At 58.7% G+C, this 26,490-nt stretch carries 24 protein-coding genes and 1 pseudogene; 8 read left to right on the top strand and 17 right to left on the bottom strand.

From position 1 onward, the window contains the following. A partial coding sequence (locus ACQ7C1_RS29700) for an L-lactate permease (protein ID WP_430960894.1) occupies window positions 1-696 on the top strand: 696 nt, incomplete at its 5' end. A 97-nt stretch (window positions 697-793) separates the two neighbouring features. Beyond that, on the top strand, window positions 794-1,423 hold the full coding sequence (locus ACQ7C1_RS29695; RefSeq protein WP_430960893.1) for a glutathione S-transferase family protein: 630 nt from the start codon (window positions 794-796) through the stop codon (window positions 1,421-1,423). 97 nt (window positions 1,424-1,520) lie between these two features. On the opposite strand, the gene ACQ7C1_RS29690 is transcribed toward ACQ7C1_RS29695, so the two are convergent. The 14 genes from ACQ7C1_RS29690 to ACQ7C1_RS29625 all read right to left on the bottom strand — a co-directional run bounded on the left by ACQ7C1_RS29690 (window position 1,521) and on the right by ACQ7C1_RS29625 (window position 14,421). Next, on the bottom strand, window positions 1,521-1,967 hold the full coding sequence (locus tag ACQ7C1_RS29690) for an Lrp/AsnC family transcriptional regulator (RefSeq protein WP_416068740.1): 447 nt from the start codon (window positions 1,965-1,967) through the stop codon (window positions 1,521-1,523). A 13-nt stretch (window positions 1,968-1,980) separates the two neighbouring features. Beyond that, a complete protein-coding gene (locus ACQ7C1_RS29685; RefSeq protein ID WP_430960892.1) occupies window positions 1,981-2,766 on the bottom strand; it encodes a homoserine kinase in 786 nt (261 codons plus the stop codon). Between the two features lie 9 nt (window positions 2,767-2,775). Next, window positions 2,776-4,191, bottom strand: coding sequence for an aspartate ammonia-lyase (locus ACQ7C1_RS29680; protein ID WP_430960891.1), 1,416 nt, complete (start codon window positions 4,189-4,191; stop codon window positions 2,776-2,778). Between the two features lie 8 nt (window positions 4,192-4,199). Further along, the gene (gene dapA / locus ACQ7C1_RS29675; protein WP_430960890.1) at window positions 4,200-5,078 is read right to left on the bottom strand and encodes a 4-hydroxy-tetrahydrodipicolinate synthase; all 879 of its coding nucleotides are present in this window, start codon (window positions 5,076-5,078) and stop codon (window positions 4,200-4,202) included. 43 nt (window positions 5,079-5,121) lie between these two features. Then, window positions 5,122-6,543, bottom strand: a complete 1,422-nt coding sequence (locus ACQ7C1_RS29670; RefSeq protein WP_430960889.1) for an aldehyde dehydrogenase family protein — start codon at window positions 6,541-6,543, stop codon at window positions 5,122-5,124. Then, complete coding sequence (locus ACQ7C1_RS29665; RefSeq protein ID WP_430960888.1) at window positions 6,540-7,601, bottom strand: homoserine dehydrogenase; 1,062 nt, start codon at window positions 7,599-7,601, stop codon at window positions 6,540-6,542. The genes ACQ7C1_RS29670 and ACQ7C1_RS29665 overlap by 4 nt, the downstream gene beginning before the upstream one ends. Before the next feature lie 194 nt (window positions 7,602-7,795). Then, entirely contained in the window at window positions 7,796-8,707 is a 912-nt protein-coding gene (locus ACQ7C1_RS29660) for an ArgP/LysG family DNA-binding transcriptional regulator (RefSeq protein ID WP_430960887.1), read from the bottom strand. Between the two features lie 109 nt (window positions 8,708-8,816). Beyond that, window positions 8,817-9,137, bottom strand: a complete 321-nt coding sequence (locus ACQ7C1_RS29655) for a DMT family transporter (protein WP_430960886.1) — start codon at window positions 9,135-9,137, stop codon at window positions 8,817-8,819. A gap of 89 nt (window positions 9,138-9,226) precedes the next feature. Continuing rightward, the gene (locus tag ACQ7C1_RS29650) at window positions 9,227-10,438 is read right to left on the bottom strand and encodes a trans-sulfuration enzyme family protein (protein WP_430960885.1); all 1,212 of its coding nucleotides are present in this window, start codon (window positions 10,436-10,438) and stop codon (window positions 9,227-9,229) included. 38 nt (window positions 10,439-10,476) lie between these two features. Further along, window positions 10,477-11,166, bottom strand: a complete 690-nt coding sequence (locus ACQ7C1_RS29645; RefSeq protein WP_430960884.1) for an ABC transporter permease — start codon at window positions 11,164-11,166, stop codon at window positions 10,477-10,479. Between the two features lie 11 nt (window positions 11,167-11,177). Continuing rightward, on the bottom strand, window positions 11,178-11,900 hold the full coding sequence (locus ACQ7C1_RS29640; protein ID WP_430960883.1) for an ABC transporter permease: 723 nt from the start codon (window positions 11,898-11,900) through the stop codon (window positions 11,178-11,180). Between the two features lie 67 nt (window positions 11,901-11,967). Continuing rightward, on the bottom strand, window positions 11,968-12,729 hold the full coding sequence (locus ACQ7C1_RS29635; RefSeq protein WP_430960882.1) for a transporter substrate-binding domain-containing protein: 762 nt from the start codon (window positions 12,727-12,729) through the stop codon (window positions 11,968-11,970). A 37-nt stretch (window positions 12,730-12,766) separates the two neighbouring features. Then, entirely contained in the window at window positions 12,767-13,549 is a 783-nt protein-coding gene (locus ACQ7C1_RS29630) for an ABC transporter ATP-binding protein (RefSeq protein WP_430960881.1), read from the bottom strand. A gap of 185 nt (window positions 13,550-13,734) precedes the next feature. Continuing rightward, window positions 13,735-14,421: a B3/B4 domain-containing protein gene (locus ACQ7C1_RS29625; RefSeq protein ID WP_430960880.1), complete on the bottom strand. Its 687-nt coding sequence runs from the start codon at window positions 14,419-14,421 to the stop codon at window positions 13,735-13,737. 43 nt (window positions 14,422-14,464) lie between these two features. Between ACQ7C1_RS29625 and ACQ7C1_RS29620 the strand changes: the two genes are divergently transcribed. Further along, window positions 14,465-15,088, top strand: coding sequence for a helix-turn-helix domain-containing protein (locus ACQ7C1_RS29620; protein ID WP_430960879.1), 624 nt, complete (start codon window positions 14,465-14,467; stop codon window positions 15,086-15,088). 21 nt (window positions 15,089-15,109) lie between these two features. Further along, window positions 15,110-16,312: a PLP-dependent transferase gene (locus tag ACQ7C1_RS29615; RefSeq protein WP_430960878.1), complete on the top strand. Its 1,203-nt coding sequence runs from the start codon at window positions 15,110-15,112 to the stop codon at window positions 16,310-16,312. Between the two features lie 68 nt (window positions 16,313-16,380). On the opposite strand, the gene ACQ7C1_RS29610 is transcribed toward ACQ7C1_RS29615, so the two are convergent. Both ACQ7C1_RS29610 and ACQ7C1_RS29605 read right to left on the bottom strand, forming a co-directional pair. Further along, window positions 16,381-17,439, bottom strand: coding sequence for a sigma-54 interaction domain-containing protein (locus ACQ7C1_RS29610; protein ID WP_430960896.1), 1,059 nt, complete (start codon window positions 17,437-17,439; stop codon window positions 16,381-16,383). 108 nt (window positions 17,440-17,547) lie between these two features. Continuing rightward, window positions 17,548-17,733: pseudogene (locus ACQ7C1_RS29605) on the bottom strand (PAS domain S-box protein); the annotation flags it as partial. Window positions 17,734-17,986: 253 nt separating this feature from the next. Here ACQ7C1_RS29605 and ACQ7C1_RS29600 point away from each other — a divergent pair. The 3 genes from ACQ7C1_RS29600 (at window position 17,987) to acs (ending at window position 22,738) form a co-directional block, all read left to right on the top strand. Continuing rightward, window positions 17,987-18,814: an alpha/beta fold hydrolase gene (locus ACQ7C1_RS29600; RefSeq protein ID WP_430960877.1), complete on the top strand. Its 828-nt coding sequence runs from the start codon at window positions 17,987-17,989 to the stop codon at window positions 18,812-18,814. 13 nt (window positions 18,815-18,827) lie between these two features. Further along, window positions 18,828-20,450: an MFS transporter gene (locus ACQ7C1_RS29595; protein ID WP_430960876.1), complete on the top strand. Its 1,623-nt coding sequence runs from the start codon at window positions 18,828-18,830 to the stop codon at window positions 20,448-20,450. Window positions 20,451-20,782: 332 nt separating this feature from the next. After that, window positions 20,783-22,738 carry an acetate--CoA ligase gene (acs, locus tag ACQ7C1_RS29590; protein WP_430960875.1) on the top strand — a complete coding sequence of 652 codons (1,956 nt, stop codon included), beginning with the start codon at window positions 20,783-20,785 and terminating at the stop codon, window positions 22,736-22,738. A 232-nt stretch (window positions 22,739-22,970) separates the two neighbouring features. Here acs and ACQ7C1_RS29585 read toward each other — a convergent pair whose 3' ends face one another. Then, window positions 22,971-24,785 (bottom strand): methyl-accepting chemotaxis protein, encoded by a 1,815-nt coding sequence (locus ACQ7C1_RS29585; protein ID WP_430960874.1) that lies wholly within the window; start codon window positions 24,783-24,785, stop codon window positions 22,971-22,973. A 727-nt stretch (window positions 24,786-25,512) separates the two neighbouring features. Between ACQ7C1_RS29585 and ACQ7C1_RS29580 the strand changes: the two genes are divergently transcribed. Further along, window positions 25,513-26,394, top strand: coding sequence for a helix-turn-helix transcriptional regulator (locus ACQ7C1_RS29580; RefSeq protein WP_430960873.1), 882 nt, complete (start codon window positions 25,513-25,515; stop codon window positions 26,392-26,394). Window positions 26,395-26,490: the final 96 nt, after the last annotated feature.

The raw sequence follows: 26,490 nt of genomic DNA, 5'->3' as shown, positions 1-26,490 counted from the left end.
AATGCAGACCAACTCCTTGACGCCCTACGGAGAATGGCGCCCTTCGCGATCCTCATCACATGGCTCATGGCAACCCGGCTGATCTCGCCCCTGAGCGAATTCCTGCTGCAAACTGGGCGGCTCGAGCCGTTCGTCGGAGCCCCGGCCTGGTCGCCGCTGTTTCATGCGGGCACGTGGTTGGCTTTAGGCGCTGTCATCTGCGCATTCGTCTATGGTCATGTTTCCAGCTTGGGATCGCAAGTCCTCACAGCCTGGAAAACCGGACGGCTCGCAATTCTTGCCATCATCATCTTCTCGATGATGGCAGAGCTGCTATCCAGCTCCGGGATTGCCGCGGCATTGGGAGAGGGGATACATTCCGCAGCCGGCGGAGGCGCGTTGACATGGCTTGCTCTTGTCTCGGCAGTGTTCGGAGCGCTTGCAAACAGTGGTAACGCCGCAAACGGCCTGTTCATGAGTTCGCAGGTCAGTCTTGCGAAGGAAGCGGGCCTCAATGTCGCGGCCGTGATTGCCCTGCAACATACCGCCGCCCTGGCGCTCAACCTGATTTCACCAGTTCGCATGTCTATTGTTTGCAATATGGCAGGTTGTCGTGGACAAGAGCCCACAGTCTACCGGGCCATGTTGCCGTTTGCCGCCGCGATCATAGCCGTTTTGCTGACGGGCTCGCTGATGATCACGTATCGTGTGCTTTAGCCGAACCGGTCCTTGTTGTGGATCAATCCAGCCTCTGTGGAACAAGGCCAGTCAATTTCTCAGTTTCTGAATGAGCCCCATTAAAGGGAGATCGAGCATGTCCGAATTCAAACTGCATTGCTTTGCAATGTCAGGCAACTCCTACAAGGTGGCATTGTTTCTCGCCTTGGCGGAAATGGATTGGACGCCGGTATTCGTCGACTATTTCGGTGGGGAAACGCACCGAGAGCAATGGCGACAGGAGGTTAATGAACAGGGCGAGGTTCCGGTTCTCGAGCACAAGGGGGCAAGGCTCAGCCAGTCGGCGCTCATTCTCGACTATCTGGCTGAGGCGACTGGACAATTCGGTCCCGAAAACGTCCGGGAGAAACAGGAAATCTGGCGGTGGATGTTGTTCGATAATCACAAATTCACCAGCTACTATGCCACCTTGCGCTTCCTGTATGGCATCAAGAAAACCGGCGAGACGGCGGTGACGCAATTCTTGAGGGAACGTGCAATTGCGGCCCACCGCATCGTGGATGATCACCTGCAGCAAACACCATTCCTTGTGGCTGCTCGGCCCACCATCGCGGACCTGTCTCTTGCAGGCTACGTCTACATGCCCGAAGATACGGGCCTGCCTCAGGAGGAGTTTCCTCACATCGCCAAGTGGAAGGACAGGATCCGGAATCTGCCAGGATGGCGACATCCTTACGATCTGATGCCTGGTCCGACATCGCTATAGTGTGATCGCAAACCAGCTTTGAATTTTCTGCTGTCGGCGGGCTTATACGCCGTCCTTTGACCAAGCTAAGGCCCTGCCGATTGTACCTTAGGGTCTATCAGGCTTTTCGAACGACGGAGGAGAGCGCGAATGCCGTGAGAGTGTCGCGTACCCCGGGGAGTTCGGATATTTGCTGCCAGATCTGGCGAATACGATCGGCTTGCGAAGACTCGACCCTCACCACCAGGTCGAAATCGCCGGTCATGACGTCACAGGCGACAACCTCCGGAATTTTGCGTAGGACGTTGATGACGTCACCGCCTCTCATGCGGTCATGGCGATAGACGAACATGAGTGCGGTGGTCACCTGGCGGTCGTTTCCGCCCTCGCCAGTGACGATCGTGTACCCTTTGATGAAACCTTCTCGTTCGAGCCGCTCGATGCGCACCCGCACGGCGTTTCGGGACAGGTTCACCTTTGCCGACAATTCCGCGTGCGAAATGCGGGCATTGTTCTTGAGTTCGGCAAGTACCAGTTCATCTATTCGGTCCAGAAGATATTTCATCCCGTTGCCGCCTCTATTGGTCGAACATATCTGGCGTGACCGAATGATAGGCAACAAGGGCGCACTCAGGGGTTGACGTCCTTCTCGCGCCCAGGGCGGCGCGCTTGGCTGTTGAGGCAAGAACGAACGCAGGCAAAGCTGTTTTTTCTGCTGCCGAGAGCTTTCTGATGGCTTGATATCCGCTCAAGAGCGCATGGGCTTTGCGCCGGTCCAAACCGCCGTCGGGCACGCCTGTCCAGTCAACGAGAACGTCGGCGATCTCAGCGATAAGGGCGTCATCATGGCGAAGCCTGAAGTTGATGACGCCGCTGACTTTATCGCCAAGAAAAAAGACATTCGCGAAGACCAATGCACCATGTACGGGCCCCGATGGTAAGTCAGGCTGGCGGTTGAGCCCACTCTGCAAGCTCATGTGTATCTGGCCCATAACGCGACCCACACTCCCACATTTGGCTGGCGAAGGGTCACTTGTCGATGACCCGGACACGAAGCTTACGATGGCTACAAGCCGACCCGCAGCCTGAAACGTGGCATTGCCGTCGACGGTGCGCCTGGGCTCGGGGCAGGGAACACCCGCCCTGTGCAGCGTTTCCATCGTTGTGAAAGCGCGCTCGAGGTCGAGCGGCTCCGCCCCGTTTTCAAACAGGGTCACGATGAACTCCCCTTCGGCAGACCGGAACAGATAGGTCGTTTCGCGATCGCCGTCGGCGATGCCGATAACGGAGGACAAACCTGTCAAGCCGTAAGCTTCCACGATCGCGTGGCGGTCTTCGTCAGACAGTTCGGTAAATACCGCCATGGCTTCCCCTCATGCGGACGTGCGCTGCGGGGCGTTTGCAAACGCCGCGTAGTCGCTGAAGATTTCCTCGATCTGCCGTTTGGTCAGGCATCCGTCTTCCTCGACGATGGAGCGCAGACTTCTCTTTTCAGATAGTGCTCTCTTCGACAGCCAAGCCGCCTTGGAGTAGCCGATCAGCTTTGCTAGCGGGGTGGCCAGAACGAGAGACTGGTCCAACAAGGCCTTACAACGATCCTTATCGACCTCGATCCCCGCCACACACCGGTTGGCGAAGATTTCCATCCCTCTGGTCAGCATGCGTATTGACAGCAGGATGTTCAGGACAATGACCGGCTCCATCGCATTGAGTTGCAGTTGTCCGGCACTTGCGGCAAGCGTCACCGTCAGGTCATTGCCAATCACCTGAAATCCGATCTGATTCATCATTTCCGGAATGACCGGATTGACCTTGCCGGGCATAATCGAGGAGCCTGCCTGCATCGCCGGCAGCCGAATCTCACCCAGTCCCCCGATCGGGCCACTGCTCAAGAGCCGCAGATCGTTGCAGATCTTCGTCATCTTGACGGCGATTCGTTTGAGAATGCCTGAGAAGGCGACAAACCCGCCTGTATCCGATGTCGCTTCCACCAGGTTACGAGCTGTCATGAGCGGCAGACCGGAGATCTCGGAGAGCTTTCTGCACGCAACGCTCGGAAAGGCCGGCGGCACATTGATCGAGGTTCCGATTGCAGAGCCGCCAAGATTGACCTCCTGAAGAAGTTTCTTGGCAGACTGCACCTGGATGATGTCCTCGTCGATCAGTTCCGCAAAGGCTTCGAACTCCTGGCCGACAGTCATGGGCACGGCGTCCTGGAGCTGCGTGCGTCCAACCTTTATGACATCCGCGAATTCAGCACCTTTCCGACGGAAAGTGTCCCGAAGAATGACCTGCGCGGCGATGAGCGCGTCGCAGGTGCGCAACAGGGTCAACCGGATCGCTGTCGGGTAGACATCGTTAGTCGACTGCGAGAGGTTGACGTCGTCGTTCGGGTGAAGCGTGGAATAGTCTCCGACGCTGGCGCCCAGCTTGAGAAGAGCAAGATTGGCCACGACCTCGTTGACGTTCATGTTGGTGGAGGTGCCCGCTCCGCCTTGCATCATGTCCACTGGAAAATTGTCATCAATCGCTCTTAGTTCGATGAGATCTTCGCACGCCTCTGCGATCGCAAGAGCTTTCTCAGAAGACAGCAGTCCGAGTTCCATATTGGTCAGCGCCGCGGCTTGCTTCACCATCGCCACCGACTGGATGAGCTCGGGAAAGTCTCTCAGGCGGAAGCCTGTGACGTTGAAATTCTCCTCCGCGCGCTGAGTATGCACGCCAAACAGCTTACCCGCGGGAATGGAGAGAGGCCCGATGAGGTCAGTTTCTATACGATCGATCTTCATCGGTGACCTCAACTCAAGATGCCAGCGTGGAGCATCGCCCGATCGATCTGTTCGCGAACCGAGCTGCTTACGGGAACAAGAGGCAATCGCAGGTCCCGACGGATGCGGCCCAGCCGCTCCAGGGCATATTTTGGTCCAGCGGGGTTTGTTTCCAGGAAGAGCGCCCGGTGCAATGGCATCAGACGATCCTGGAGCTCCAAGGCCGAGGTGAAGTCGCCCCCAAGGCAGGCGCGCTGAAATTCAGCGCACAGGCGCGGTGCAATGTTGGCGGTCACAGAAATGCACCCGTGCCCGCCGTGGGCCATATAGCCGAGGGCTGTGCCGTCTTCCCCGGTCAGAAGGTTGAAGTTCTTGCCGCAGGTCATGCGCTCCAGTGAAGGTCGCAGAAGATTGCCGGTGGCGTCTTTGACGCCGCTCACATTTTTGCAGTCGCAAAAGATGCGCGCCAGCGTCTCCACCTGAATGTCGATCACACTGCGACCCGGAATATTGTAGACGATGATCGGGATCTCGGCCTCCGCATCTATGGCTCTGAAATGCTGATAGATGCCCTCCTGCGTCGGCTTGTTGTAATAGGGCGAGACGACCAGCAATCCATCGGCGCCGGCTTCCTGTGCATGGCGAACGAAGTCGATTGCCTCTGCCGTGCTGTTCGAGCCTGCCCCTGCAATGACCGGGACGCGGCCGCCGGCCGTTTCGACCGTAATCTCGACAACTTGCTTGTGCTCGGCATGCGTGAGTGTCGGACTTTCGCCTGTCGTTCCGCATGGGACCAGCCCGGATGATCCCTCCTCGATCTGCCAGTCGATAAGGGCGCGCAGCGCGCCTTCATCAATACGCCCATCAGCAAAGGGTGTAACAAGTGCGGTGATGGAACCTTTGAACAAAATGGTACTCCTGATGTTGCTGATGGGCTTTTTGGCTGGTGATCTATTGCCGTTTCAGCCTGTTGATGCAGACGACCTTTGGCTGGGTCATGTCTTCAAAGGCAAAGCGCACCCCTTCACGGCCCATGCTGCCATACTTGAAGCCGCCGAACGGCATAGCGTCGAACCGGTAGTCGGAAGAGTCGTTGATCATGATCCCTCCGGCATCAATCCCGCTGGCCGCCTCGAGGGCTCCCTCGAGGTCATTTGTGAATATACCGGCGTGCAGACTGTAATCTGGCGCATTCGCAAGGCGGATGGCATCGCAGAGCGCATCGAAGGGTTCGAGGATGACGACCGGGGCGAACACCTCTTCGCTCCATAGGTCGCAACCGAAGGGAACATTTTCCAAGACCGTCGGCGGGTAAAGGTTGCCCGCCGGGCTGTGGCCACAAAGAAGGTTGGCGCCAGAAGCCATGGCGCGGTCGACCATCGCCGTTGCGCGTTGAACGGCCCGTTCCGAAATCATCGGGCCGACATCGGTGTCGGGCTCAAGTGGGTTTCCGGTCTTGAGCATTTTTGTGGCTGCAACGAACTCCGACTTGAACCGCTCATAAATAGAGCGCTGGATCAGGATCCTCTGGGTGCCAATGCAGTTCTGACCGGCCGCCCAGTAGGCTCCAGACACGCAGCCGTCGACCGCAGCGACAAAATTGCAGTCCTCCATGACGATGACTGGTGCATTGCCTCCCAGGTCCATCGCCAGCTTCTTGATGCCTGCAGCCTTGGCGATTGCCTCCCCCGTGGCAAATCCGCCCGTGAACGAAATCATTCGCACATCTCTTGCCAAGACGAGTGCCTTGCCAAGTTCAGCGCCACCAATGACAACCGTCACGATCTCTTCTGGAAGGCCGCTTTCCACCAGAACGTCGACCAATTTGAGCGCCGACAGGGGAGCAAGCTCAGACGGCTTTAAGAGCACGGCGTTTCCACCGGCAATCGCCGGCCCAAGCTTATGGGCGACCAGGTTCAGCGGGTCATTATAAGGGGTGATTGCCGTAATGATCCCGAGCGGCTCCCGGGTGTACCATCCCTGCCGGGCCTCGGACCCAGCATAGGACTCGAACGGAATGACCTCGCCGGCGTTGCGTTTGGCCTCATCGGCCGAGAGTTTTATGGTGTTGACGCATCGGGTCGCCTCTTTGCGGGCTTGGGTTATCGTTTTGCCGGCCTCTTTGACGATCAGAAGCGCGAATTCTTCATGCGCCGCCTCGATGGCGGCGGCTGCCTTTTCGAGGATCGCAGCTCGCTTGTGGCGCGGCAGAGCTTTGGCGGCCTCCGCTCCGCGGCGGGCACGTTCGATAAGGCTGCTCACGCAAGAAGCATCGCTGCTTGGAACGGTTCCGACGACCGATCCGTCGAAAGGGTTGCGCACGACGATCTCATCGCTTGAGAAGGGTGCGTTCAGGGCGAGGCCGTGCATCATGCGGCCTCTTTTGCAAGGGCGGAGGTGCTTTGGGTATGAATTGCCACGACGTCGGACAGAAGAGCATAGGCGGTCTCAATTCGCCCCGCACCGGGTCCGGTAACCGTCACGGAGCCGAGTAGCTTCGTGCTGAACGAAACTGCATTGGTTGGACCGTTGACTGCGGCGAGAGGGTGCTCCAACGGCAGTTGCTTCGGCATGACACTTCCTATGACGCGGCCGTCTTCGCCCCGGGAGGCGGAACCAATGAGTTTCCAGCGCCTGTTGGCCTCGGCTGCATCCCTGATGTCAGAAGGCGAAAGCTGCGAAATGCCCTTGCAGGAGACATCATCCGGTTTGAGTTGTGCGCCAAGCAGCTCATTGGCAAGAATGACAACCTTCAGGCGGACGTCGAAGCCTTCGACATCCGCCGTGGGATCGGCTTCTGCGTAGCCGAGCTCCTGTGCTTGCCTGACGGCGGTATCGAAATCCAGGCCACTTTCCATCCGTCCCAGGACGAAGTTGGAAGTGCCGTTCAGGATCCCCTCGAAACCATCGACCTCGGCGCCTGCGAGTGTCTTCTCGGCCATCCGGATCACCGGCGTCCCGCTCATCACGGAACCCTCGTACTCGAACCGGACGCCATTCGCCTTGGCGAGGGCCTTCAGCTCCGACGCGGCAAGTGCCACCGAACCCTTGTTCGTCGTGACCACATGCTTGCCGCTTGCAAGCGCTGAGCGGCAATGGGAGACTGCGGGCTCGCCATCGGTTGGGTTGGTGAACGTAGCCTCCACGACAATGTCTGCCGGCGCGGTCCTGATGATCGTTTCGTTGTCCGCTCCCGCACTGCCGCCTGAGAGTTGGCCGAACCCACCCTTGGTGAACTTGGCGTCAATCAGCGTCTTCGCGTCGAGCCCGTTTGGCGAGATCACGGAGCCCAGATAAAGATCGCTCACCGCGACAATGTTCAGACGAAACCCGAGCTCCTGTTCCCACAGCGGGTTCCTTGTCGCAATAAGCTCGGCCAAAGCGCGGTTTACGCCGCCAAAGCCGATGAGAGCAATGTTGTAGACGGTCATGACAATCCTCCAATGACACCAATGACGTTTTCTGCTCGCCGAGAATGCGAGGCAGACCGCTCAGTGGGAACGGCGCAAATTGGCCAAAGGAGGAGGCATTTTGCCCAAAATGCCTGCGTCTTGATGCTTGCGCTCATCGCTTCTCTTGCGAGCAATCCGTGGAGCTGCTGGGGGACCTGCAACAACACTGACATCTATGAAATTCCGCCCAGTTTAAGGCTTTGCTGCGCAAGACGAACAATGGCCGCGGTCAGCCCCGCCAGCTGGTGGACTGCCACGCGATGAACCTGCCATTGCAGCGGCAGGTCGATACCTGTCCCTGTAATCAGTTCTCTCAGAGTGCCGGAGCTGAGATGGGCCGCAGCAAGGTGAACCGGGACGATGCCCCATCCGAGGCCCGCGAGGGCTGCATCGAAGATACTTGCGCGCGAGGGCAGCCGATGCACCGGGAACTCGAGACCATCGCCGAGTGCAACTTTGACCCATCGCTTCGCAAAGGGGTCCGTCGGCCCCAGGGCCAGACCAGGTGCTTTGACCATCGCCTCGGGGGTCACCCCTTTCGAAAAGTGGCGGCTGCTATAGCCCGGTGTTGCCACGGCTACGAGGCGCAGGCTGCCCAACGAATGGCTGTCGTGATCCTCAAGCAGTTCCTCGCCTGGGGTGACCGCAGCGACAACCTCGCCGGCCCGCAGCCTGTCGAGCATCGCAATTGTCTCATCCAGAACAAGATCGACGAGAAACGGTGCGGTTTGTACGAAGTCGGAGACAGCATCCAGGATCCAGCTCCCGATCCACTCCGGATTGGCGGCAATCCTGACGGTCGTGCGTTCAGGCAGCGCGCCAGGGCCGGTGAGACCGGGCATGCAGGTGGCCAGTTGGCGCTCGAGCAGTTCAATGCGCTCGAAATGGTGGACGAGCTGCGCACCCGCCGTTGTGGCGGAACACGGACTTCCTCTGACGATCAGCGCGACGCCGAGACGTTGCTCCAACTGCTTGACCCGCTGCGACACCGCTGATGGTGTTACGCTGAGTTCGCGCGCTGCTTTGTCGAAGCTGCCCAATCTGATGACGGAAACGACGGCCTTGACTGCCTGGTAGTCTATCATGGCTCGAGTCCAGTCTGCATTTGGCGGTTGGCGAAGTCTGTTCTTGTCCGGGCTTGGGCGCGTAAAGGCTGGGGCCGCACCGCGCGAACGCCCGTCGCAAGCCTTCTATTCATCCGGCGTTCGACAGCTTCATCATCAGAAGACCGGAGAGTATCATGGCGCCGGCGACAATACGCATCGGGGCAGCGGGCTCGTTCAAGACAAGGACGCCAAGCAGGAACGACCCGACGGCTCCAATTCCAGTCCAGACGGTATAGGCTGTACCGAGCGGAAGAACCCGCATCGAGAATGAGAGCAGCACGCCGCTTGCAATCATCGCGGCGACCGTGATTGCGGACGGAACGAGCAGTGTGAAGCCTTCGGACTTTTTCATATAGAAGGCCCAAACCACTTCGAGCAGCCCGGCGATGAGCAGAATAATCCAATGCATAGTGTGTTTTCCTTGAGAACGTCGCTGATATAGCGGGAAGATCCCAAGGAGAGGGCTTCCCGCTGCAGCTAGCGTCTGAATTCGCGTCTTCAGGACCGGTCGAAGGTCTCGTCGAGAGCGTTCTTGATGTCAGCGATGAGGTCCTCGGGATCCTCCAGGCCGATGGAAAGACGCAGATGGCCATATTTCTGGAAGTTCAGCGGATAGCGTTCGGCGCCTCCGCGGCCGCTCCCCCCGACGTGCACGATCAGGGTCTCGTCGTGACCGAGCGAGACGGCCGAGGTGATCACCTTCAGATTGGAAACGAAGCGGTTCTGGGCGTCCGGGTCCCCCTCGACTGCGAAGGCCATGACGCCGCCATAACCCTTGCCTGCAAATTGAGCCTTTGCCAGTTGGTGCTGGTCGTGGCTTTCGAGCCCGGGATAAGTGACGTAGGCAACCCGCTCGTCCCGGACAAGGTTATCCGCAACGACCTGTGCTGTCGCGAACTGCTGCTTGAGGCGCAATGGAAGCGTGACCGAGCCGCGGGTGATTAGCCAGGCATTGAAGGGGGAGATCGTTCCGCCGAGATCGACAAGGGCGTCTGCCTTGACATGATGGATGAGCTCCTTGGAACCGACCACCACACCGCCCATCGCATCACCATGGCCATTGATGTACTTGGTCAGGGAGTGGATGACGAGATCGGCGCCGAGCGCCAGCGGCCGGAAAAAGGGGGGAGGCGTAAAGGTGGAGTCGACTGACAGAAGCGCGCCAGCTTGTCTGGCGATTAAGACCAGTGTCCCGATATCGGCAACCTTTGTGGTCGGATTGGCGATTGTTTCCGTATGGATCAGCTTCGTGTTGGGCCGGACGGCGGCTCTGACTGCGTCCATGTCGCCCATATCGACGAACGTTGCCTCAATCTTGTAGCGCTGTGGCAAGAGCTCGGCGAAGAGCCGCCAGACGGCTTCATACGTGACATCGCCGACGATCACATGATCGCCGCTTTTCAGGAAGGTGAAGAACACGGCGTGAAGGGCAGCGACACCGGTTGCGAAAACGGCTGCGTCCTCGCCACCTTCCATGGCCGCCAGCTTGCGCTGCAGGCAGATCTGGTTATGACCGGAATTGCGCGTATAGGAAGGCGCCTCCGTATCCGACCAGTCCATGGTCGAGGGGTCGTAGGGCAGAAGATAGGAATTGGCCATGACGATCGGTGTGCGGATCGCGCCGGAGGTCTTGTCGATCTCGTTGCCGCCATGCACCGAAAGCGTGTTGAAGGAGAGCGTCGAAAGCTCGTGTTTGTCTGGTCTGGACATGTCGTGGGCCTCTGATTGTTCTGGGTTTAAGGGCCGCGCTAGCGGCGCGTCGGCACAGCATTTTCGAGCTTCTGGAAGGCCTGGGTGATGAGAAAGGTCAGACCGACATAGAAGAGGGTGACGAGGAGCAGCGGTTCATAGACAAGCAGCGTGTCCTGGCGGATCTTGTAGGCGGCGCCATAGAGGTCCATGACCGTCACCGAAAATACGATCGGTGTGGCCTTGAGCTGAAGGACCACTTCTCCGGCGAAGGTGGGCAAGCCGATGCGGATTGCACGGGGAAGCCAGATCCGGCGCAGGATCATGGCAGGCGACATGCCAACGGCGCGAGCAGCCTCCAGTTCACCCTTCGGAACCGCCAACATGGCGCCTCTGAGGATCTCACCTTGATAGGCTGCAAAATTCAGGGTCAGCGCAAGGGCGGCGAAGAACAGGCCCTCTCTCAATATCGGCCACAGGAAACTTGTCCTCAGTCCCGGCACATAGGGCAGATACGTGCCCAGGCCGTAGTAAATGAGCCAGAGCTGGATCAGAAGCGGTGTGCCGCGGAAGAACGTGCAGTATCCCTTCGCAAGCCAGCGTGCGACGGGGTTCTTGCCCACCTGGGCGATCGCAAGGAGGACCGCCAGGCCAAAGCCGCAGGTCACCGAGATCACAAGCAGCAGGCAGGTGAGGAAAGCACCCTGCAGGATGAGCTCGCGATAAGGGAAAATCCAGCTGAAATCCATGTCCGCTTCCCTTACGCATTCGGTCTTTGTCCGCGACGGAAGTAGGCTTCCAGCGCAGCGAAGAGCATGTTCGAGACTATGGTGATGACGAGGTAGAGCACCGCAGCAGCCAGAAAGAACACCATGTATTCCTTGGTGTTGCTTGCTGCGACACGTGCGGCAAGCGCCAGTTCCTGGTAGCCGACGACGGCGATCAATGCGCTGTCCTTGATGACCGACATCCATAGATTGGCAAAGCCCGGCAGCGCGTTCGGGATGAGGCCTGGCAAAACGATCCTGCGGAAGCGCAACGCCGGACGCATTCCGAACGCTTTCGCGGCTTCCAGTTGCCCGACAGGGATTGCAAGGATTGCACCGCGCAGCACCTCGGTCATGTAGGCGCCCTGCACGAAGCCAAGGACCGCAACAGCCGCGACAAGACCGTTAATTTCGATAGGCCCCAGTCCCGCCCAGGCGAGGATACGGTTCAGGCCATCAGTTCCGGCGTAATAGAGGGCAACGATCAAAATGAGCTCGGGTACGGCACGAATGATCGTGGTATAGGCATTAAGCAGGAATTGGAGCAGCCGAAACCCACTCAGTTTTCCGAGCGCGCCGAACAGTCCGATTAGCATCCCGACCAGATATGCTCCGGACGAGATCAGGACAGTGGCCAGGGCACCCGCAAGGAGCACGCCTCCCCAGCCGGGAGGAGCGATGGACAGAAGATCCAGCGCTGAATGTGTGGGGTTCATGGGAAGCCTTCCAGTCAGGGCAGGGGATCGCCACACAGCTGTGTGGCGATCTGCAACCGCTTCGCTCTCAATAGGGGTCGTAGTCGAAGTACTTCTTGCTGAATTCGGCATACTTGCCGCTGTCCCTGACGGCCTTGATGGCGGCGTTCAGTCTTTCGCGTAGCGCGTCGTCGCCCTTGCGCACACCACCGCCGACCCCCGCCCCGAGGATGGTGTCGTCCGGCTCGACATTGCCCTTGTACTCGCAGCACTCCTCTCCGAGGTTGGTCTTCAGGAACTCCTTGAGCGGGCCGGTGTCGGCAAAGACGTAGTCGATGCGTCCGGAGGCAAGGTCCTGGAAGGACTCATCGACCGTCGCATAGCTCTTCTCGCTCGCGACGTCGGCAAAGTGTTTCTTGAAATAGGCGGATTGGGTGGTCGAGACGGCAATGCCCACCGTCTTGTCCTTCAGCTCCTTGGCCGTGACCCCCATGGCGCCGTCCTTCGGGCCGATCATCCCAGCCAGCGCCGAATAGTACTTGTCGGTGAAGTCGATCCGCTTCTTGCGTTCGTCGGTAATCGACATGGAGGACCAGATCACGTCGATCTTCTTGCTTTCCAGCGCCGGGATGAGGCCATCCCACGCGACGTCAACGATCGTGCAATTTTCCTTCAGCTCCTCACAGACAGCGTCCATCAGGTCGATTTCCCAGCCGATCGCTTTGCCGGAGGCGTCCTTGGTCGTGTAAGGCGGATAGGCCTCATTGACGATGCCAAAGCGGATTTCGGCATGCGCATTTGCCGCCATCATGAACATGCCGATGGCCAGAGCTTTTCCCAGATGCTTCATTTGCATTCCCCTTTTTGCTGTTGAAAAGATTGAGTGGTCAGTGCGAACCGGCTGCAACGAATTCTTTGCAGCGAGCGCTCGTGGGCGCGCCGAAGACCTGTGCGGGGGAACCTTCCTCCTCAACCTGGCCCTGGTGCAGAAACATGACGCGCGCCGAGACATCGCGAGCGAACTTCATCTCGTGGGTGACCATAATCATGGTGCGGCCCTCCTCGGCGAGGCCGCGGATGACCTTCAGCACCTCCCCGACAAGCTCGGGATCAAGGGCGGATGTCGGCTCATCGAACAGCATGACGGCGGGATCAACGCAGAGTGCGCGAGCAATAGAGGCGCGTTGCTGTTGTCCGCCGGACAGGAAGGCCGGGTAGGCGTCCTTCTTGTCGTAAAGGCCGACCTTGGCCAGCAGCGCTTCGGCCTTCTCGATGGCTATAGCCCGCTCGACCCCGAGCACATGCACCGGCGCTTCGATGACGTTCTCAAGGATAGTCATGTGCTGCCAGAGGTTGAAACTCTGGAAGACCATGCCCAGGCCGGTTCTCAGCCTTTCGATCTGACGCCAGTTCGCGGGTTGCGATTTTCCACCGCGCCCGCTTCGGAACGCGACTTCTTCGCCATTGATGCGGAAGGAACCACGATCCGGAATCTCAAGGAAGTTGATGCAGCGCAGGAAGGTGCTCTTGCCCGAACCTGACGATCCAATAATCGAGACGACATCGCCCTTCTCGGCCGAGAGGGAAACGCCCTTAAGGACCTTATGGGCTCCGTAGCTCTTGTGAACTTCACTCACGACCAGAGCGGGCGCGTGTTTCTCAGTGCGCATTGTTCCTCCTTTGCGATGCGACGAGCGCCCGCTCCTCCGGGCAAAGCTTCGCCGCCGCCGCGTCGCCGCGGTGAAAAATTGTTCGATGTGTCAGTGAATGACGCCGGTTGTCAGCTGGCTTCCACCAACGGTCAGCGGCCAAAGGTCAATATACTGACTTTCGTCACTTGCTCTGCAGGCGCCACCTATGCCGGAAGAAGGTTCTGGCGGTAGATTTCGCACCGCGGCGCCAGTTGCCGAAGACCGTTGACCAGCATGTTGGCCGCCTCCTCCAGTGCCTCCTCTGGCATTGTTCCGAGGCTCTCCAGGATGAACCACATTCGACCACCGATGGAATCCAGGCGCGTGCGCGTTCCCTGGCGCCAATTCCACCGGCGGCATGTCACGCCGATATCGTCGCGCCAGATCACCTCACCAACGGACGGATGCTCGATGATCGCCTCGCCATTCGCGACCCTGTCGAAGGCTTCCGTGCCGTCGGCAATCGACAGCCGCGGCTTGCCGACATAGGCATCAAAATTCTCGCCCCCGACGGGCACAGCAAAACGCAGGCTGACGGCATTATAGAGGTCGACCAACGGATTGATGGAGGGTAGGCGACGGTCCTTTTCAACCCGCTTCTTAAGCGCCTGTGCAGAGCATGGCGTCCGGTTGGGCTTGGCCCCGAAACGGCTATAGACGTCTGCCCAACTGGCAAGATGCGCGTCGCCCCATTGTGGTCCACCGGCGCGGACGAAATCACAGGCTTCCCCCAAGACGTCGCGCGCCATTGGCCCGCGGGTCGGATCGCTGGCATCAACCAAGATGCTGATCGCACGGAAATCCGGCGCTATTTCTGCGACAGACCTGTCGATGAGCGGAAAATCCAACATGCCCTCTAGCTCCCATTGACCAATTTAGTTTATAATACCGACCATGGAAGAGAAAGTCAATATATCGACCGAAGCGGTCGCTGATGTCGAGCGCGTCAGCGCAACCGTCTCGCAGAACCTGAAAACCTTCAGGCGCCAAAGCGGGCTGACGCTCGACGAACTGTCCCGCAAGTCCGGCGTGAGCAAGGGCATGCTTGTCGAGATTGAGAAGGGAACAGCCAATCCCAGCATAGCGACGCTCTGCCGGGCCGCCACCGCCTTGGGTGTGTCGGTTGCGGATTTCGTCGGCGTCGCGTCGAGTGTTCCTGTTCGCATCGTCCCACCACAAGACGCATCGACCCTGTGGCACGGTCCGAAGGGCGGAAGCGCGACACTTCTGGTGGGAACCCACGGGCCGGACGAGATCGAGCTGTGGCGCTGGACGCTTTTCCCGGGCGAGATATTTGAATCTCCCGGCCATTCGCCTGGCACACTCGAGCTCCTTAACGTCGAAACGGGTGAGCTCACGCTGAGGCTTGCAGACAGCGAGCACTTGGTTCATGCGGGGTCGTCCGTTCTGGCGCGAACCGAAGACAAGCATGCCTACATGAATTGTGGAAACGATGAACTGCGGTTCGTAATGGCTGTGGCGGAACTGCAGCGACCTCGGGTGAGGACGGGTCTTTAGCGATCGACGATCGGGGCGCAGATGAGCAGCAAAATAACGGCAGATCCGCCAGTTTCGGGCAAGGCCTCGCCTGACGTCAATGATCTCGGCTTTTCGACCCGCTCCATACATGAGCCGTTCCCGTCTACTGCGATTGCCGCTCTTCGTAGTGGATCATCGGCTTCTGTCTGCGGTCGGACCACACTTGTCCACCCAGGCGGCGCGGACGGAGACCGTTCGGCGACATGGCTGCTCGAGCACAAGCTTGCCCGTCTTGAAGGAGCGGAGGCCGGGCTTGTCCTCTCCTCAGGTCTGGTTGCCTTTCGCACCCTTGCCCGGTCATTTCTTGCTGCCGGAGACGAGATGATTGTTCACAGGCCGGTCTGCACCGACACAGCTTACCTGATGCGGGAGATCGTTTCGGCGGTCGGCGCAAGGCTCGTGGCTGTGGATCTTTCGGAGCCGGACGTGATCGGCCGTTCGATCGCCGACCGGACAAGATTGGTGTATTTCGATACGCCCACCAATCCACTGAACAGCGTTCTGGATGTCGCGGCCATTTCTGAACACGCCCACGCGTTTGGCCTCAAGGTGGCAGTTGACAGCACATTTGCGACGCCGGCCCTCCAAAGGCCGCTTGAACATGGGGCTGACATCGTCCTGCACGCACTGTCGAAATACATGAACGGGCACGGTGATACGGTTGGCGGAGCATTGCTTGGGACGGCGGCGGATATTCGAAAGTTGCGCGACGAAAGCCAGCGCGAGCGCCTTGACGCCGCCATCTCACCGCAAGCTGGGTTCCTGATCCTGCGCGGGCTGAGCACTCTGGCGCTCAGAATGTATCAGCATTGCAATACCGCGCACGCCCTTGCTCTGACGCTCGAGGCCCATCCTTCGGTTGCCTGGGTGAGATATCCTTTCCTCGCATCCCATCCCGATCATGAAATCACACGCCGTCAGATGTCGGGCGGCTCGGGGATGCTTGCCTTTGCGCTTGAGACGGGCCCGGAGGGCGCCACGGCAATGATCAAGAGACTGAGCCTGATCAAGTCAGGCGGAGATCTGGCGGAGGTCGGTAGCTTCATTTGCAGTTCAGCTCGGCTCACCAGTGCCCGTCATCTGTCTCTTGTCGGCAGCCAATTCTGCATCAACCTCGGCGAGGACGTAATTCGATGCTCGGTCGGCCTCGAGGACGCCGAAGATCTCGTTGAAGATCTTCTGACCGCGCTCGAATTTGCATAACCTGATTCGGACCAACCGCTCCTCAGGCGCAAGGCGGCTTAAGCCTTGCGCGACGAAAGGGCTCCTTGCTAGGCTGCGCCTTGCTCTTTCAACAGCCGATAGAGTTGCGCCCGGCTGATGCCGAGTATCTCGGCTGCACGTTGCTTGTTGCCTCCGGCCTGCTGGAGGGCGGCGCGCAGGGCTGCATGGGCTTCGGATTTCATGCGACTCTTCAAGTCGCTCTTCGCATTCGCGGAGGGTGACGGGTGACGACTATCGAGCGATGCAGTGGATAGATGCCCCGTCACGATCATGCGCGTGAGGGCATTCTCCAGTTCCCGGACGTTACCCGGCCACGTATGAGCGACAAGCCGGTCATGATCCTCAGCTGTCAATACTGGCGCCGGGACGGACAGTCGCGTGGCGATGCGTGCAAGGAGGTGTTCGGCAAGATGAGCCAGATCGCCCCTTTCTCTCAGGACCGGGACCTCGATCGGCAGAACGTTGAGCCGGTGATAGAGGTCCTCGCGAAAACGCCCCGTCTGCACCAGTTCGACGAGTGGCTTGTTGGTAGCGCAGATGATGCGAAGATCGATGCCGACCGGGTTGGTGCCGCCGACGCGGACGATCTCCCCGGTCTGGAGCACGCGCAGAAGACTGCCCTGCAGGGCGAGCGGCATGTCGCCAATCTCGTCAAGGAAGAGCACGCCGCCAGTCGCCAGTTCGAACTTGCCAGGTTTACCTTGGCTGCGCGCACCCGTGAAAGCCCCGCCCTCATAGCCGAAAAGCTCTGCTTCGATAAGTTCGCTGGGAATGGATGCGCAGTTGACCCACACGAATGGCCCGGTAGAGCGGTCCGACAAGGAATGGATTGCCTGCGCGGCCAGTTCCTTGCCGGTGCCTGTCTCACCGCAGATGAGAACCGGCAGATCATACGCGGCCGCCAGTTTAAGTGCGTCGCGATGCGCTTCCATCAACGGACCAGTCCCGATGACATCGTCGAGACCGAACTTCGACTGCCAAGCTTTCGGCTTCGAAGGGATGGCGAGTTCCGCCTTCGAAATCCGGCCGTAGGTTTTTTTTAGGGCATCGTAGTCGGAGAACAGCGCCAGACCCACGGCGCCGATGATCCTTCCGTCCTTGTGCACAGGGACCTGCTTCGTCACCAGCTTATGGCCGCGCACTTCGAGCGGATAACCAATATGAGTGCCAATACCCCGCGCGACGAAATGAAGTCTGGTTTGCGGCCCTACCACATCGGTGATGTGCCGTCCGAGAAATTCCTCGGCCTCACCGCCAAGGAGGCGGCAATAGGGGTCGTTGATCAGGACGATCGTTCCTTCCGTGTCGACGGCGACAAGACAATCGGAAACGTGATCGAGGACAAGCCGGAGGAATCCGGCTTCCTCGGAAGAACCTGCTAGCCATTCGGGAAGGGTCATAACTGCTGCCTGACTGTTCTTGGGATATCGCAAATCGAATGTTAGCGGATTTTGTCTCAGATGCGAGAATTTTTGTACCGCAATCGAGACAAAGAGACGGAGTTACAACGCCAGCAAGACAGTGGCCGTCCACCTTGCTTTCCTAATAACCGTTTGTCTTGAAAGCGTTAGATCGATCAACACTGGCATACGCGGAACTGGCCCATGGCTTGCGATGCTCCTTGGCGTAAAAACCGAAAGGGGAGCAGATATCATGCATATAGAAACACTTGAGATAGGCGATACGATCGTCCGGGTGTCGGGCGCGGGCCAACCGCTCGTCTTCGTGCACGGATTTACGACGACCGCGGAATTCTGGCGCGGGCAAGTCGAAGCCTTCTCATCCCGCTACAAAGTCATCCGTATCAACCTGCCGGGGCACGGCGTGTCGCCAAGACCTGCCGGTCGCAGCTATACCATCGACGCCTTCGCAAACGACGTGCTCCAAGTCTTCCGCAAGCTCGACATCCGCCAGGCCGTCCTTGTCGGCCTCTCGATGGGCGGAACCATCGCACAAAGCTTTACGCTGGCGCATCCGGAGCGCGTACAGGCGTTGGTGCTCGTCGGAGCGACGCCGCATGGACTTGGAGAGGACGTCAATGTCGATAATGTTCTGAAGGCGATTGACGACCTCGGCGTTGTCCAGGCCAGCCAGAACGTCATTGATCGGTCGTTCGGCAGCGCGGCCAGTCAGGAACTCCTGAACTTTGCCAGGCAGGAGGTCGCACAGACCCCCGATTTCGTGGCGCGCGAAGCGATCGCGTCACTGAATGCATCCGACAGTCGTTCGCGTCTTGGTGACATCAGGGTCCCGACCCTGGTGGTCGTCGGAAACGAGGATATCATCACGCCGCCGGCGGAGTCGGTGATCCTGGCTGAGGGCATACCGGACAGCAGGCTGGAGGTGGTCGAGAATGCGGGGCACTTCCCGATGCTCGAGCAGCCTCACAAATTCAATGAAATGCTGGCAGCATTTCTGCGGGCCTGTGAAGATCCGGTTTCTCAGGCGAGCGGCCAAGGCCTCTCGCAACATGCCATCTAGGGGAGGGCTCGAAATGTCTGTTCATGAACTTTCGTCTGGAACCGTAGCAAAGGCCGAGGGCCTCGACCGGAACACAAAACGCACGGTCTTCGCCGCTGCGCTCGGGACCGTTTTCGAGTGGTACGACTTCTTCATCTATGGGTCGCTTGCCGCATTCTTCAGTACGCTGTTCTTCCCCAAGGGTAACGAGACCGCGGCACTTCTTGCGGCACTTGCGACCTTTGGCGCCGGCTTTGTCCTTCGGCCCTTCGGCGCGGTCGTCTTTGGACGGCTAGGCGACCTCGTCGGCCGGAAAAAGACCTTCCTCGTCACCATGCTGGTCATGGGCCTTGCAACGGCTGCCATTGGTCTCTTGCCGACCTACGAATCGATAGGCTGGGCTGCCCCTGCATTGCTGGTGGCCTTGCGTCTTCTCCAGGGATTGGCTGTGGGTGGCGAGTTCGGCGGCGCCGTGACCTATGTTGCCGAGCACGCCGATCACAATCAACGTGGTTTAACGACCAGCTGGATCCAGATCACGGCGACGCTCGGTCTCTTCCTGTCGTTGCTCGTGATTGTGCTGTGCCGCAGCTCGATGTCGCCCGAAGCCTTTGCAAGCTGGGGCTGGCGCTTGCCTTTCGTCGGCTCGATCGTGCTTCTGGTTCTTTCGCTCTACATCCGACTGAAGCTGCATGAGTCGCCTGTGTTCCAGGAGATGAAGGCACAGGGTAAGGGCTCGAAGAATCCGATCGCCGAAACCCTCGGTGATAGTCGGAATCTTCGGCTGATTATGGTTGCGATCTTTGGTGTCGTCGCAGGCCAGGCTGTTATCTGGTACACAGGCCATTTCTACAGCCTCTACTTCATGACGACGACACTGAAGATGACGCATGATCAGGCCAACTTTTACCTCCTGATCGCGCTGACGCTCGGCACGCCCTTTTTCCTGTTCTTCGGCTGGCTTTCCGATCGGATCGGACGCAAATGGATTGTCGTGACAGGTTGCGCACTGTCGGCGTTCCTGATCATGCCACTCTTCCAGGCGCTGGGGACCTACGGCAACCCCACCCTTGCAGAGTTCCGCGCTAAGACCTCGGTCACGCTCGCTGGAAACGACTGCGACCACGACCAATCCTTCGTCGGGCAATTGTTCAGTCCCCAGGCGACGACTGATTGCCAGAAGGCGAAGGCGCTTCTGACAGCCCGGGCGGTCCCCTACACGGTCAAGACCGACGCAGAACCCCTGCGGGTTCAAGTGAACGGCGGCGAGGCGAAGCCGTATAACGAAGCCGAACTGCTCGCGGCTTTGACTGCAACTGGCTTGCCTGATCCGAAAGCACCCGTTCAACCGAACGGACCCGCAGTGATCGGCATCTTGTTCTGCCTCGTGTTCCTGGCCACGATGGTGTACGGCCCTCTCGGAGCGCTTCTTGTCGAGCTCTTCCCTGTCCGTATCCGCTATAGTGGTGTTTCCGTCGCCTTGCAGCTCGGGAACGGCTGGATCGGGGGATTCGCTCCCTTTGTCGCGACGGCGGTGGTGATCGCCACCGGCAACATCTTCGGTGGACTTTGGTACACCGTAGCGTTTGCCGGACTGACGGCCGTGATCGGTGCGCTTCTCCTGCCTGAAACGCGAGGCCGCGATCTGAACAGCTGACGCGGCGAAGTGGTTCACTCGGCAAGTCGCCTGGTTTCCTGAGCCACCAACAGATCGACGTAGACGAAGTCCGGGCAACTCGCCCGGACTTCTCTTAGGGGCCCGCCGAACGCCCCGTCAAAAGAGTCTCATCAACTCACAAACAAGGCGGACCACGAGTTGAGCTCTGGCCGGTGCAGCCGCGGGCCCTCGAATGCTTGAACATCTGCGAGGACATCCTGCAGCGGTCTCGTGCAGCGACCACAAAGCAAGCTGCAGGGGGCTCCTGAGATCCACCCTCCAATGAAGTGCCTGATGCTTCAGCAAAATTGCCAATCTATGAGGAGGAGTTCATGTCAGCCAAAACCTATCCGGTGCTGAAGTCCGCAAAAGTTCGCGCTCTGATCGATGATGAGAAGTACCAGAAGTGGTATCAGGAGAGCATCGAGGATCCCGAGAAGTTCTGGGGCAAGCACGGCAAGCGGATCGACTGGTTCAAGCCCTATACGAAGGTCAAGAACACCTCCTTCAAGGGCAAGGTCCCGATCAAGTGGTTCCAGGACGGTCTGACCAACGTCTCCTACAACTGCATCGACCGTCACCTGAAGACGCATGGCGAACGCACCGCCATCATCTGGGAAGGCGACAATCCCTATATCGACAAGAAGATCACCTATAACGAGCTCTACGAGCACGTCTGCCGCATGGCGAACGTCCTCAAGAAGCACGGCGTGAAGAAGGGTGACCGCGTCACCATCTACATGCCGATGATCCCCGAAGCGGCTTATGCGATGCTCGCCTGCGCCCGTATCGGCGCTGTCCATTCGGTGGTCTTCGGTGGCTTCTCGCCTGAGGCGCTCGCAGATCGCATCGTCGACTGTGAATCGACCTTCGTCATCACCTGCGACGAAGGCGTTCGCGGCGGCAAGCCGGTTCCGCTCAAGGAAAATACCGATATCGCGATCGACATCGCTGCCAAGCAGTATGTGATCGTCAACAAGGTGCTCGTCGTGCGCCGCACGGGCAGCAAGATCGGCTGGGCGCCGGGCCGCGACATCTGGCACCACCAGGAAGTGCACACGGTCAAGGCGGAATGCCCGCCGGTGAAGATGAAGGCGGAAGATCCGCTGTTCATCCTCTACACCTCGGGTTCGACGGGCAAGCCGAAGGGCGTCATGCACACGACCGGCGGCTATCTCGTCTATGCGTCGATGACGCATGAATATGTCTTCGATTATCATGAGGGTGACATCTACTGGTGCACGGCCGATGTCGGCTGGGTCACCGGTCACTCCTACATCGTCTATGGACCGCTTTCGAACTGCGCCACGACGCTGATGTTCGAGGGCATTCCGACCTTCCCGGATCAGGGCCGCTTCTGGGAGGTGATCGAGAAGCACAAGGTCAACATCTTCTATACCGCACCGACGGCCATCCGCTCGCTGATGGGTGCGGGCGACGAGTTCGTGAAGCGCTCGGATCGTTCGTCGCTCCGTCTTCTCGGCTCGGTGGGCGAACCGATCAATCCGGAAGCCTGGGAGTGGTATTACAACGTCGTTGGCGAGCAGAAGTCGCCCGTCGTCGATACCTGGTGGCAGACGGAAACCGGCGGCATTATGATCACGCCGCTGCCGGGTGCGACCGCGCTGAAACCCGGTTCGGCCACGCGACCCTTCTTCGGGGTCAAGCCGGAGCTTGTGGACAATGAGGGTGTCGTGCTGGAAGGCGCGACCGACGGTAACCTCTGCATCACCGACAGCTGGCCGGGCCAGGCCCGCTCCGTCTACGGCGATCACGATCGCTTCGCGCAGACCTACTTCTCGACCTACAAGGGCAAGTATTTCACGGGTGACGGCTGCCGGCGCGACGAAGACGGCTACTACTGGATCACGGGTCGTGTGGACGACGTTCTGAACGTCTCCGGTCACCGTCTGGGAACGGCCGAAGTCGAATCGGCGCTCGTCTCGCACCACCTCGTTTCCGAAGCGGCCGTCGTGGGTTACCCGCACAATATCAAGGGCCAGGGCATCTATTGCTATGTCACCCTGATGTCGGGTCACGAGGGCAATGGCGCGCTGCGAGCCGATCTGGTGAAACATGTCCGTACGGAAATCGGTCCGATCGCGACGCCGGATAAAATCCAATTCGCGCCCGGTCTGCCGAAGACGCGTTCCGGCAAGATCATGCGCCGTATCCTGCGCAAGATCGCCGAGGATGATTTCGGCGCGCTGGGTGATACCTCGACGCTCGCCGATCCGGCTGTCGTCGACGACCTGATCGCAAACCGTCAGAACAAGGTGCCACAGTGAACTCAACGTCACTGGTACGTATAGGGAGAGGGCCGGTCACCATTGGCTCTTTTCATCCGACAAATTCCAAGACCCAATTGCCCCTCCCGTGGTTTCGCAGAACATAGCCTCGCAGTTTGAGCGCTGTTTTGCCCCGTCGGTGGTCCAGCGCCCTCCGGCGGCACGAAGCCGCCGGAGGCAGTGAAGTCTCATTTGCGGTAAAAGCAGTTCATTCACCGAACGCGCTCGCGCCTTACGCAGCCTCATAAAGGAGAGTGTCACGATTGCTGGCTTCGGTTTTGAAGTTGGCAATCAAGCTGAGCAGGCCTTCGGTATCAGTTGCCAAAGCCGCCGCAATTTCGGTCGATGCCTGCGCCATGGCAGCATTTTTCTGGGTTGCCACGTCAAGTTCATTGATCGAGCTCGCCACGCTGGAGAGCGTCGTGTCCTGTTCTTTGGCGCTACGGGCAATACTTGTTACGAATTCATCGGCTTCTTCTATCTGTCTCGATATTCGCTGGAGCGCCTGACCGGCATTGCCGACAAGGCTCACACCTTCGGTAACCTGTAGCGTCGACTTGGAGATTTGATCCTTGATCTCTTTCGCAGCAGAGGCTGAACGCTGTGCTAGCTCGCGCACTTCCTGGGCAACAACTGCGAAGCCCTTACCGCTTTCGCCCGCTCGAGCGGCTTCGACGCCAGCGTTTAGTGCAAGGAGGTTGGTCTGGAACGCAATCTCATCGATGACACTGATGATATTGGAGATCTCTCTCGCAGAATGTTCGATTCCAGCCATCGCGCTGATTGCTTTCACGACAATTGCTTCGCTTTGGGTAGCTTCCTGGCTGATGGCGCTAACCTTGGCTGCTGCGCTATGCGCTCCCTGCGCTGTTTCCCGGACGGTAACCGCCAGTTCGTCAATCGCAGCTGAAGCCTCCTCAAGGTTCGCTGCCTGAAGCTCGCTGCGGCGTGCAAGATCGGCTGACGCGCGATAAATTTCATCCTTACTCATCGAAATGACCTGGCCTTTTTGGTTGACGACAGCCAGGGCCAGTTCGAGTTTCTCCATCGCAGTATTGAAGTTCAAGCGCAGGGCAGCATATTTCTCGCCTAGATCACCGCACCTTACGGTAAGATCGCCGCGGGATAATGCTTCCAGTGCCCCACTGATTGTGGATACGACATGCGATTGGACCGACCGCTCGGCCTCTTCGAGCTGCAATCGCTGCTCCCGTTCGGCTTCTAGGGCGAGTTTGTTCTCCGCATCGCGACGCTCCAACTCCAGCCGCCTTCTCACTCTGTCTTGAAGGGTCTTGATCGAAGTGGCCATCATGCCGATCTCACTTGGCTGATCAGTGTAGGGGATTTGATAGGAGATGTCCTGCGCGGCTATTGCGCCCAGTGCCTTGCGGATCTCCGAAAATGGCACCGTGATGCTTCTCAGCAAAGCGACCGCAATAGCCACGCTGACAGCAAGCACTGATAGGCCGATAATCGCAGCATTCTTGTAAATCTGGTAGTTCTTGCCGTCGATATCGTCCATGTAGGTACCTGTCCCCAGTACGATCTGCCATGGCGCAAAATCCCGCGCATAAGCCGTTTTCACGACTTGTTCCTCGGCAGGAAGTCCCGGCTTTGGCCAGTAGTACTGCAATAATCCACCACCATTGCGAGCAAGCTCTATCAATGTTTTGACGACGGGGACCCCGTTTTTGTCCTTGATGCCAATAAAGTTCGTCCCGACGTCCTTCTTGTCCGGCATCAATACGCGCACACCATTGTAATCGTACCCGAATATGTAGCCGGTTGGTTCAAAGCGGATCGCTTCAATTGCGTTGGCAGCCGAGGACAGTGCCGCTTCATGACTTAACGTTCCCGATTTCTCGGCTTCATAGAAGTGATTCATGATCGAGTAGGCAATATCCACCTGGCTCTTCAACGCCTCGATCCGCTCACGAGAGACATTGTCCATGGCGGTCTTGACCAAGCCGGCCGCCGTTAAGGACAACGCGAATGCCAGGCCACAGATGAACAGAACCAGCTTATTCTGCATTGAAATATTACGCATCCTTCTCTCCGGGTATTGAACGGGTTTTAAGACTCTCGGGGCCTGATGATTATTGTTTGCCGCGCACTCCCTACTTGGATGCGATGTCAACAGATCGAGCCCGACATGTTGTGGATTTGAGTCGCAGAGTATTAACAGTGTTATAGAGACGAGATCGACGTGAATGGTTCGCGGCGTTATCTGGACAATGTTCGCAATATGGACACAGATGGCTGTCGCCAGGTCGTATTCTTCCTCGAGCGGAATGCGTGGCGAGCTCCCCCGCCGGCTCGAACCGGCGGAGTTTCACTTGGCGCTCCCGTTCGACCGCGGTCGCCCGGCTGCATACTTCAGGATCGGTTTGTAGGGACTCCGCCTCCGGCAGCTCGCCTGACTGTTTCAGCAATGATACTGCGCGTCTCAAATGTGGGACATGCTGTCAGGAAACTCGATCCCGGAGAGGCGCTTTCCGAGATCATTACGCAATTATTTCAAGGTAGTAACAAACGGCTCCGAGTTGGCCTGAGGATTGCTGGAAGATCTTCGATTGGTTGATAGTTGCGGGCGGGAGACTGTGCGTCGCCTGCCTCCGCGACTATTTGCTTGGCGGAGGGCGATTGTGCGGCTTGTTGAGATTACTGCTACCGGATGTGGGCAGCCTGGGTTTCATGGCCGATCGGGTCTCAATCAGGGCACAGTCCAGCTGGGAGGCCAGGAACACGAGATCGCGATCACGGGGAACAGATTCTTGATTGGCCGAACCGGTTCGGCCGGCGAAGACTGTGTTTCAGAAATCATAAACATTCTGAGTAAGGCGTCCGGTCTTTGTATCCTTTGCTTGCCAATAATCGACGCGGATAAAGCAGCCGGCGACCTCGCATCCGCTACGATGACGCAAGCCCGCGGTTTCTTTTCAAGTAGCTGGAGCGCCACCAGAGAGCGCCTGCTGGTCGATGGGGTCAACCACTTGGTTTTTGCATTCGAGGCGGCCACGCTAAAGAAGGCCTTGGGTGCGCTCCTCGGGAAATCTGCACTTTCAGGTTCCGAATTGGATGGAGAGATCGACCTGAGCTTGCCGACCGGAACACACTTGGCAGGGCTTGTCGATCTCATCTGGAATTGTATCGATGCCCCGGAAGCACATCAGCTTGGGTGCGAGGCTATCGACTGCCTCGCCCAATCCGTTATCACCGCCCTCTGTTGGGTTATCGTTGCAAGTCCTCTTCGACGAGAGGGGCGACCTGCGTCGCCCGCAATGCCTTGGCACGTAAAGCGCGCTATCGGATATATTCGCGCCAATCTCGGGCACTCCATGACAGTGGCATCCATTGCGCGCGAGGCTGGGATAAGCGTCAGGGCCTTGCAGCTCGCGTTCAGGCGGTTCAAAGGCACTACACCTCTCAGCTATCTCCAAGCGATGCGGCTCGCGGCTGCACGCGAGGAGTTGCTAAACAGCACGTCCCCTCCATCGATTTCTGCCGTGGCGCGGAAGGCTGGATTCACGCACATGGGACGGTTTGCTGCAGCCTACAGTGAAGCGTATGGGGAGACTCCATCGGAAACGTTTGCTGCGCCAGGGCGCATCGTCACGAAAGGCGATCGACAAGCTCGCGAATATCCACCTCAATGAATGCCAGCTCCCCAGAATGGGCTGATACCGATGCTTCAAGTCAGATGGTGCGAGACTCCGCCGTCCGTCGACGTTCTTTGAGGGCCGCCTCCGTGA

Source organism: Rhizobium sp. Nf11,1 (assembly GCF_050587665.1).
GTDB lineage: Bacteria > Pseudomonadota > Alphaproteobacteria > Rhizobiales > Rhizobiaceae > Rhizobium.
This window is presented reverse-complemented; position numbering and strand designations above follow the sequence as displayed.

Coding starts and splice junctions, on each gene's coding strand:
- ACQ7C1_RS29695 (WP_430960893.1), top strand. CDS start 794: ATGTCCGAATTCAAACTGCATTGCTTTGCAATGTCAGGCAACTCCTAC.
- ACQ7C1_RS29690 (WP_416068740.1), bottom strand. CDS start 1,967: ATGAAATATCTTCTGGACCGAATAGATGAACTGGTACTTGCCGAACTC.
- ACQ7C1_RS29685 (WP_430960892.1), bottom strand. CDS start 2,766: ATGGCGGTATTTACCGAACTGTCTGACGAAGACCGCCACGCGATCGTG.
- ACQ7C1_RS29680 (WP_430960891.1), bottom strand. CDS start 4,191: ATGAAGATCGATCGTATAGAAACTGACCTCATCGGGCCTCTCTCCATT.
- ACQ7C1_RS29670 (WP_430960889.1), bottom strand. CDS start 6,543: ATGATGCACGGCCTCGCCCTGAACGCACCCTTCTCAAGCGATGAGATC.
- ACQ7C1_RS29665 (WP_430960888.1), bottom strand. CDS start 7,601: ATGACCGTCTACAACATTGCTCTCATCGGCTTTGGCGGCGTAAACCGC.
- ACQ7C1_RS29660 (WP_430960887.1), bottom strand. CDS start 8,707: ATGATAGACTACCAGGCAGTCAAGGCCGTCGTTTCCGTCATCAGATTG.
- ACQ7C1_RS29655 (WP_430960886.1), bottom strand. CDS start 9,137: ATGCATTGGATTATTCTGCTCATCGCCGGGCTGCTCGAAGTGGTTTGG.
- ACQ7C1_RS29650 (WP_430960885.1), bottom strand. CDS start 10,438: ATGTCCAGACCAGACAAACACGAGCTTTCGACGCTCTCCTTCAACACG.
- ACQ7C1_RS29645 (WP_430960884.1), bottom strand. CDS start 11,166: ATGGATTTCAGCTGGATTTTCCCTTATCGCGAGCTCATCCTGCAGGGT.
- ACQ7C1_RS29640 (WP_430960883.1), bottom strand. CDS start 11,900: ATGAACCCCACACATTCAGCGCTGGATCTTCTGTCCATCGCTCCTCCC.
- ACQ7C1_RS29635 (WP_430960882.1), bottom strand. CDS start 12,729: ATGAAGCATCTGGGAAAAGCTCTGGCCATCGGCATGTTCATGATGGCG.
- ACQ7C1_RS29630 (WP_430960881.1), bottom strand. CDS start 13,549: ATGCGCACTGAGAAACACGCGCCCGCTCTGGTCGTGAGTGAAGTTCAC.
- ACQ7C1_RS29625 (WP_430960880.1), bottom strand. CDS start 14,421: ATGTTGGATTTTCCGCTCATCGACAGGTCTGTCGCAGAAATAGCGCCG.
- ACQ7C1_RS29620 (WP_430960879.1), top strand. CDS start 14,465: ATGGAAGAGAAAGTCAATATATCGACCGAAGCGGTCGCTGATGTCGAG.
- ACQ7C1_RS29615 (WP_430960878.1), top strand. CDS start 15,110: ATGAGCAGCAAAATAACGGCAGATCCGCCAGTTTCGGGCAAGGCCTCG.
- ACQ7C1_RS29600 (WP_430960877.1), top strand. CDS start 17,987: ATGCATATAGAAACACTTGAGATAGGCGATACGATCGTCCGGGTGTCG.
- ACQ7C1_RS29595 (WP_430960876.1), top strand. CDS start 18,828: ATGTCTGTTCATGAACTTTCGTCTGGAACCGTAGCAAAGGCCGAGGGC.
- acs (WP_430960875.1), top strand. CDS start 20,783: ATGTCAGCCAAAACCTATCCGGTGCTGAAGTCCGCAAAAGTTCGCGCT.
- ACQ7C1_RS29585 (WP_430960874.1), bottom strand. CDS start 24,785: ATGCGTAATATTTCAATGCAGAATAAGCTGGTTCTGTTCATCTGTGGC.